Origin of the sequence: Methanosaeta sp. UBA458 (genome assembly GCF_002496085.1) — an archaeon.
Taxonomy (GTDB): Archaea; Halobacteriota; Methanosarcinia; order Methanotrichales; family Methanotrichaceae; genus Methanothrix; species Methanothrix soehngenii.
In genome coordinates this window covers 1-6934 of the sequence record NZ_DAIK01000079.1, presented here as the reverse complement: position 1 = coordinate 6934, position 6934 = coordinate 1, and the positions used below count along the sequence as shown (strand labels likewise).

The 6934-nt window shown below is 52.1% G+C and carries 11 protein-coding genes; 2 read left to right on the top strand and 9 right to left on the bottom strand.

Going from position 1 to position 6934, the window contains the following annotated elements; translation table 11 throughout:
- Positions 1 to 278: heterodisulfide reductase-related iron-sulfur binding cluster (locus BP822_RS05575; RefSeq protein WP_286877914.1), on the top strand; the 278-nt coding region annotated here is incomplete at its 5' end.
- Here the strand turns inward: BP822_RS05575 and BP822_RS05570 are convergent.
- Genes BP822_RS05570 through BP822_RS05530 form a run of 9 tightly spaced genes read right to left on the bottom strand, consistent with a single transcriptional unit; the run spans position 268 to position 5821 of the window.
- Complete coding sequence (locus BP822_RS05570) at positions 268 to 1044, bottom strand: GNAT family N-acetyltransferase (RefSeq protein WP_013720387.1); 777 nt, start codon at positions 1042 to 1044, stop codon at positions 268 to 270. The genes BP822_RS05575 and BP822_RS05570 overlap by 11 nt on opposite strands.
- A gap of 5 nt (positions 1045 to 1049) precedes the next feature.
- Positions 1050 to 1349, bottom strand: a complete 300-nt coding sequence (locus BP822_RS05565; RefSeq protein WP_013720386.1) for a hypothetical protein — start codon at positions 1347 to 1349, stop codon at positions 1050 to 1052.
- 11 nt (positions 1350 to 1360) lie between these two features.
- Positions 1361 to 1657 carry a DsrH/TusB family sulfur relay protein gene (locus BP822_RS05560; protein ID WP_013720385.1) on the bottom strand — a complete coding sequence of 99 codons (297 nt, stop codon included), beginning with the start codon at positions 1655 to 1657 and terminating at the stop codon, positions 1361 to 1363.
- 10 nt (positions 1658 to 1667) lie between these two features.
- Positions 1668 to 2009: a DsrE family protein gene (locus tag BP822_RS05555; RefSeq protein WP_013720384.1), complete on the bottom strand. Its 342-nt coding sequence runs from the start codon at positions 2007 to 2009 to the stop codon at positions 1668 to 1670.
- A gap of 42 nt (positions 2010 to 2051) precedes the next feature.
- Complete coding sequence (locus BP822_RS05550) at positions 2052 to 2414, bottom strand: DsrE/DsrF/TusD sulfur relay family protein (protein WP_273271640.1); 363 nt, start codon at positions 2412 to 2414, stop codon at positions 2052 to 2054.
- A 21-nt stretch (positions 2415 to 2435) separates the two neighbouring features.
- The gene (locus tag BP822_RS05545) at positions 2436 to 3233 is read right to left on the bottom strand and encodes a (Fe-S)-binding protein (RefSeq protein ID WP_286877913.1); all 798 of its coding nucleotides are present in this window, start codon (positions 3231 to 3233) and stop codon (positions 2436 to 2438) included.
- A gap of 40 nt (positions 3234 to 3273) precedes the next feature.
- On the bottom strand, positions 3274 to 4386 hold the full coding sequence (gene arsB / locus BP822_RS05540) for an ACR3 family arsenite efflux transporter (RefSeq protein ID WP_286877912.1): 1113 nt from the start codon (positions 4384 to 4386) through the stop codon (positions 3274 to 3276).
- Positions 4387 to 4416: 30 nt separating this feature from the next.
- Positions 4417 to 5370, bottom strand: coding sequence for a sulfurtransferase (locus BP822_RS05535; protein ID WP_273271660.1), 954 nt, complete (start codon positions 5368 to 5370; stop codon positions 4417 to 4419).
- Between the two features lie 31 nt (positions 5371 to 5401).
- Complete coding sequence (locus BP822_RS05530) at positions 5402 to 5821, bottom strand: ArsR/SmtB family transcription factor (protein WP_013720379.1); 420 nt, start codon at positions 5819 to 5821, stop codon at positions 5402 to 5404.
- 523 nt (positions 5822 to 6344) lie between these two features.
- Here BP822_RS05530 and BP822_RS05525 point away from each other — a divergent pair.
- Positions 6345 to 6890: a hypothetical protein gene (locus tag BP822_RS05525; RefSeq protein ID WP_013720378.1), complete on the top strand. Its 546-nt coding sequence runs from the start codon at positions 6345 to 6347 to the stop codon at positions 6888 to 6890.
- Positions 6891 to 6934: the final 44 nt, after the last annotated feature.

Below are 6934 nucleotides of genomic sequence, written 5' to 3'. Positions count from 1 at the left end.
TCTACGAGCAGCCGCGCCAGGTCATAAGGGCCATCTGCCGCCTGGTAGAGATGAAAGCAAGCCGGAATGCTGCCCGATGCTGCGGTGGAGGGGGTGGGGTGCGAGCGGGATATAAAGATCTATCTCTGCAGATGGCCAGGAGGAGGCTGGAGGATGTGCCGGATGATGTGGATTATATTGTCACCTCCTGCCCGCTGTGCATCAGGAATCTAAGGGATGGGGGAGGAGGAGAGAAGGTGATCGACCTGGTGGACCTGGTGGGAATGGCTATGGAATGAAGGGGGATGAGCTGTCCATCGAGGAGGTGCTTCTCTTTCTGTAGAATATCTCAGATTTTTCCCCTTTCCATTCCACTCGATATCCCTCGTAGCCCCTCTGGATGAGCTCCCTCTGGCACTCGATATTCAAGCAAGTGATTGCGGTTTCATCTCCGGTGGCAGCCATACCTGTACCGGTCATCGGCCAGTTTACATTCTTATAGAGGATGTATCTCCACCAGCCGGCAAACTTGGGATTCAGTGCCCTGACCCTGAACCCGCAGGAGAGGAGGTTATTCAGGCTGACCGGATTTTTCGGGGATACGGTGCAGCAGATGTGCTCATACCCAGAGCTTTCCAGCACCTGCAGGTGGGCTGCGGCCAATTCCCGCTGCAGGCCGCATCCCCTGAAATGAGGGTGGACGGCGATGGCCTGGAGGTGGGCGAGTTTTTTCAGATCCTCTTCAGCCAGGTTCAAATCCCGGCCCAGGTTATCTTTCTCCATCCCTGGATAGCGAATTATGCTATAGGCGGCAAGCTTTTCCTCTGCCAGGACCCCCAGGACGGAAAGTTCCGTCTGGAATATCCGGCTGAGGTACTCCTCATCGTGAGGCATGAAGATTTCAATCTCGTGCAGGGTGCTGACTACCAGAGACTGCAGGGCGGCCAGGTCTGAGAGTGAGCACTCAGCAAGAAACCTCATCTCCAGGCATTTGCCCCGTCTTACGAAGCTGCGGGGATAGGAATCTGCCATATCTCTTTGGCCGGTCAAATGCTCTCGAACCATCTTCTTTATTTCTTCCTGGATTCAAAATATCTCTCGTACTCCTTTATGAGGGCCTCTTCATAAAGATCCTCGATATCCTCGGGAATGAAATTCTGCCTTCTTACCTCCCTGATCATTTCACGGCCCTCAATCTCCTCTGCCGTCATTCCCTTCTCGAAGTAATCATGAAATAATTCGTCCAATCCTTTCACTTCCATAGAGCACTTTCCGACCTTGACCTGGCAAAATCCCACGGTCCACTCGTAGTAGCAATCCTTCTTGCCGTTCTTCCTTGCCAAAACCCCATCCATTGATATTTTAATCACATCCGAATTCCTTAGAAAGAATAAATCCGACTGCCCTCTGCGACCATCTCCTCCACCAGCAGCTGGTAGAAGTCCTCAGGCACCCTCACCCCTTCTCCCGCCTGCACACCTCTCGCATCCAGGTCCTCTTTGCAGGCCATAACCTTTCCAGGCCATTTTTCCATGAGGGCTTCATCCAGAAGATTGTAGACACCGTCTCCCGCCAGATAGAGAACTGGATCATCGCCGTGCTCCATCAGGCGCAGGCACAGCTCTGCCCGTTCACTCTGGGGCGGCTTGGTCAAAAGGAAGATATCTCTATTTGCCATAATTCAACCTTTATAGTGCAATCAGACCGTCGGCAGCAAGGGCCTGCTTCATAAAATCCTCCTCATCCACAAGCTCCACCCTCTCCACCAGCCCGCGGCTCAAGAGGCCCCTCTCCGTCAGGGAGGGCTCATGTGCCATGACCCGCAGCTCGGGGTAGGCATAGAGGATATCGGAGAGGTTTGGCACATCAAGAAGGCTGGTGTCCTGGCCGGCAAGGGCAAGATATACCCCATCGGCGTACAGGCCCAGATTTACATCCATCTTGATGCTCACCGCTGCCGCATTGAGAACGCCATAAGCCTTTTCGCTTCCGTAGGGAGCGCTGTCGAGAAGATAGAAGATCGATCGCATGAATAGCTAACCTCACGACTTATGATCTCATGAAGATCGATCTCACAGTGCAATCACCCGGTCGCTCTTCTCCAGCATCTCTGCCAGGTCATAGAGGCTGGTGATCTTTATCCCCTGCAGGTAATCCGGGCATGTTCCGTCTTCCTCTGCCCGATAGCCTCTGGCAGCAGCGCATCTAGCGCAGGCCCTGACCACAGCTCCTCTATCCGCCAGTTCCTGGAAGAGCTTGCCAGTAATTTTAAAATTTGAGGGATTCTGGCCGCTCTTTGGAATATGGACTGCATCCAGGTAGAGGAATATGTTCACCTGGAACACATTGAGCGCCCGGGAGGCGATCTTATAGGCCATATCTGCATACTGGGAGATATAAGGCCCGTCTGTGAGTATGATGGTCAGGGTCTTCAACTGCTCACCTGCATGGCATCTTCAAAGGTACTCCAGCAGAGTCCTGATGTGCTCGAGATTGGTGGCATACCTGGGCTCGAGGAGCGGCGTGCATTTATCAATCTCGGTCTCCCTGCCCACCAGCTTGATGGCAAAGGCATAGCAGCTCTGCTCGCCGCAGATCTGGCAGTCGGTGCGGGGAAGGTACTGGTAGATCTCAGCATGGTCCACTTTGACCTTCTCCCGCGGAACTGGAGTGACTCCCTTAGCAATAGCCTCATTGATGGTCTTTTTCAGGTCCTCCAAAACCTCCCTGGCCTCTGCCTCGCTCTTGATCATGGTCATGGTCACGCTGCCGGTGGAATAGATGGTGATCAGAATGTTACCTCTCTGAATGATCAGAGCGCCGATCCGATCGGAGTACCTGGCCCGGGGGAAGAGGGGCTCCAACAGTTTTAGCGCTCCTTCCAGCGGTGGCTCGAAGCGGGCGATTATCCTGAACTTGCTGCTGTCGGCGATGCAGGGCAGTAGCTGACGCAGATCGACGACCTGCAGGGGTCTTGTGCCAGCCAGGTCTTTTTTCGTTTCTGCCGGCTTCTCGGATTTGGTCTCCATGAAGTTCTTTCCGAAATCCGTGATGAGGACCCTGTCACCTCTCGTGTCAGCCAGGCCGGCTTGCTTGAGCATTTGCAGGTGGTAGTCGAGCATGGTACCTCCCACTGCCTGCTCTATCTCTTCTTTTGTCCTCTCCTTTTCCACCAGCATGGCCATGATCTTTCTTCTCGTAGCATTGGCCATGGCATTGCTCACGAGCTTTACCTCAGCAGGCGATCCAGTCATTTTTCATCACATCTTCATATCGCATCCATATGTCGCATCTTTAGTCTTCGGACTTCAAAGGGCTTTCACAGAATATCTTCTCCGGGGCGGAAGGATAGTACCTGTCCCTCAGCTTCAAGGCCACGTTCACCAGGGCGATCAGGACCGGCACCTCGATCAAGGGGCCGATAACCGCAGCAAAAGCCTCCTGGGAGACGATGCCAAAGACGCCCACGGCAACGGCGATGGCCAGCTCGAAGTTGTTGCTGGCCGCAGTAAATGAGAGTGCTGCAGTGTTCTCGTAGCTCACGCCCAGCTTGTAGGACATAAAGAAGCTGACTGAGAACATCAGCAGGAAGTAAATGGCCAAAGGTATGGCCACCCGCACCACATCCAGGGGGAGCTGCACGATGTAGTCCCCCTTAAGAGAGAACATGACGACTATGGTGAAGAGCAGGGCGACTAGGGTTAAAGGCGATATCCTGGGCAGGAAATCCCTCTCATACCAGCTCTTTCCCCGCGCCTGGATAAGGCTGAACCTGGTGACTATCCCTGCCAAGAAGGGAATTCCCAGGTATATGAATACGCTTTCAGCGATCTGGGATATGGTAACATCAACTGCCGTGCCCGCTGCAATTCCCAAAGCTGCCGGCAGGACGGTGATGAAGATGTATGCATAGATGGAGTAGAAGAACACCTGAAAGATGGAGTTTAGTCCCACCAGGGCGGCGCAGTACTCGGTGCAGCCGCAGGCCAGCTCGTTCCAGACGATGACCATGGCGATGCAGCGGGCAAGGCCGATGAGGATTATGCCATACATGAGATGAGGCGAGTCCCGCAGGAAGATCACTGCCAGGGCGAACATCAGAATGGGGCCCACGATCCAGTTCTGAACCAGGGAGAGGCCCAGAACCTTTCGATCTGTAAAGACCTGTCCCAGCTCCTCGTACTTGACCTTGGCCAGTGGCGGATACATCATCAGTATCAGGCCGATGGCGATGGGAATTGAGGTCGTGCCGATCTGCAGGCTGAGGATGAAACGGGTTATCCCGGGAGCATAATAGCCAAGGGCGATTCCCAGGATCATGGCCACGAATATCCAGATGGTAAGGTAGCGAGAGAGAAAATCCAGCCCCTTGCTCACCCCATTTGACCCACTTGATCCACTTGACATATCGCTCCACCATCCCCCTTAAAAATGCAATTATGTCCTGCCGAGCTTTACGTACTTAGAATCAGAATCATCTCCCTTGCCCTCATGCGACTGCCAGTCTCCCCAGGAGTAGACGGCAGCCTCGTAATCCATGAGCTGCAGAGAATATGCCACCAGAGCAGATTGGCTGTAGTCATCGGAATAGACCACAATAGGCATATCCTTATCCAGCCGGCTGAAGACGGTTCCTAGATCGCCACCGTTCTTGATTTTATCTCCTTTTATCACATTGGCCGGGTCCAGGGCTGTGGAGCCGGGTATGCGGCCTTTTCCAAAGTCCACAAAAGGCCGGACGTCCACGATCCGAGCCTGGCCGGACTTAACATAATCGTATTCTGCTATCACGCCAGGCCTTACGGAGGGATTATATTCAGCAGCTGGAATTACCGTCTTCTGGGCCTCAACCGGCAGGCCTGCAGCCTTCCAGTCATCCAGGCTTCCCTCCAATAGCCTCACATCATCCTGTCCCAGATGTCTCAGGACCAGGAATGCTAACTGCGCCTCGCCAGAGCGTTCTGCACTTCCATATACAACCACGGAGTCCTCTTTCGAGAGGCCTGCCTCACCCAGGAGCCTGGACAGCTCTTCATCGCCCTTGAGATTGCCATTGCTGTCCAGAAAGTCCTTGCTGGGGATGTGAATAGCGTTCTTGATATGAGATGCGGCATAGCCATCTCCGTTAGATGCATCTATTATCACATCAGAGCTGGAGACGCTCTTCATGAGCTTCATGATAATGCCATTGGGGTATGATGCCAGCCTATCGGGCGGATTTTGAGGGCTGCTGGAGCTTACTGCAGCGCTTTCTTGCGATCCTTCTGCCTGTGCGGACTGGATGGGCTGACTGGGCATGCCTGTGCCAGCATCGGAGTTTAGAAATCCGCTGGGATCCCAGGTGCCTTCACTGCAGCAGCCGGCATTGGCCAGGGGAGCTAGTGTTAACAAAGAAATCATGAGAATTGCTGGAATAGTAAAATCATTTTTTGTCATTGGAGTTGCCTCTTCGGTCTTTAGATTCAATCAATATGTTTACCAGATTGAGCATCTCAATCACTGCCCCTTCTGAGAGCCTGTATCTGGACCATCTTCCGTCTTTGCGCTCTTTGATCAGACCGGCATTCTTGAGGATGGAGAGATGATGAGAAGTGCTGGATTGGGGTCGGTCAACGCCGATCATGATCTCGCAGGCGCATAGCTCCCCCTCCCGCAGAAGAGAGAGAATCTTGAGGCGGCAGGGATCGGCCATGGCCTGAAAGATCTCAGATTCGGTCTTGAGCTCCTCTTCATCCAGATCTATGGTCAGGGAGCGCAGCCTGTTCACCTTGCACTCTGCCTTATCGCGATCGCCGATGAGCCTGGTCATCCTATCGACGGCCTCTTTGGATATGCATGACATGAGTCTCCTCTCACCTCAGCAGCATGTGCAGCTTTTTTGAGCAAGGAGATTGTCTCTCTCTTTCTGCAAGCAATCGCCGCAGATCCTGATTCTTCCCCTTTCTTTATGTGTAACCAGGAAAAAGGATTTCCCGCTTCTATTGCATATTTCGCATTCCATAGTGACCTCAAATAAGCAATACAACACCATATCCAGCAATCTCGATATATAAGAGTTTCCAGTCAGGCGATGAAGAGCAGGTACGACATCTGACGATAAGTATATATAATGAAATTGATATATGTATTCCTGCTGTCTGCAAATCTTATTTAACAACCATTGATTCATAATTCATTTTAAATATAATACTATGCATGATCTCAAAGCAAATGTTTTCCTCAGGTATGCCTATATAGATCGAATTGACGAAAGTCTTATATCCAATAATGTCGATGTGCTGAGATTAGCTCCTCATACCAACAGCAAGATGTCGATGTGATAGTTGGATCGGCATGGGAATGAGTGGGGAAAAGGAGAGTGTACCATGGATATTGTATCGAGAAAATATGGCATTGCCTCATTAATTGCATTAATTCTTATCGCTTTTGGCTTCAATGCAGCGGGAGCTGAATACTCCTTAGGATCGGAAAGCGATGACTGGTGGAAAGAATATCCCGATCAGTCTACGGGTGCAGGCGGCGATGTCAGCCATCCTGATTGGGTATTGGACGCTCTGGAGAGCAAGCCTGTGCTGATCTATGTGCATAAAGAATGTGATTATTGTGTACCACAGACCGAGGCCGTGCAGAAGATAATCGACGAATTCAGCGGAGAGATCACGATCTTCGAGTTGGGTGCCGATGGCAGTGATGTCAGGTCTGGTGAAGCCCTGCAGGCCTATGATCCCAATGGCGGCCTCGACATGTTCGTTCCTCTGACCGTCATATTGACCCTGGCTCCCGATTCTGAAGGCGAGATCGTGGCAGTCTGGCACAGCTCGGATGAAATAACGGGCGAAGAGTGGATCAGGAACTATGTGGAAGACGCCATAAGCCTATATGATGAGAACTACGCAGACTGGGATAATTAAAGCCGGATTTCAGATAAAGGGATCGTTGTCATGTCCACGAAATG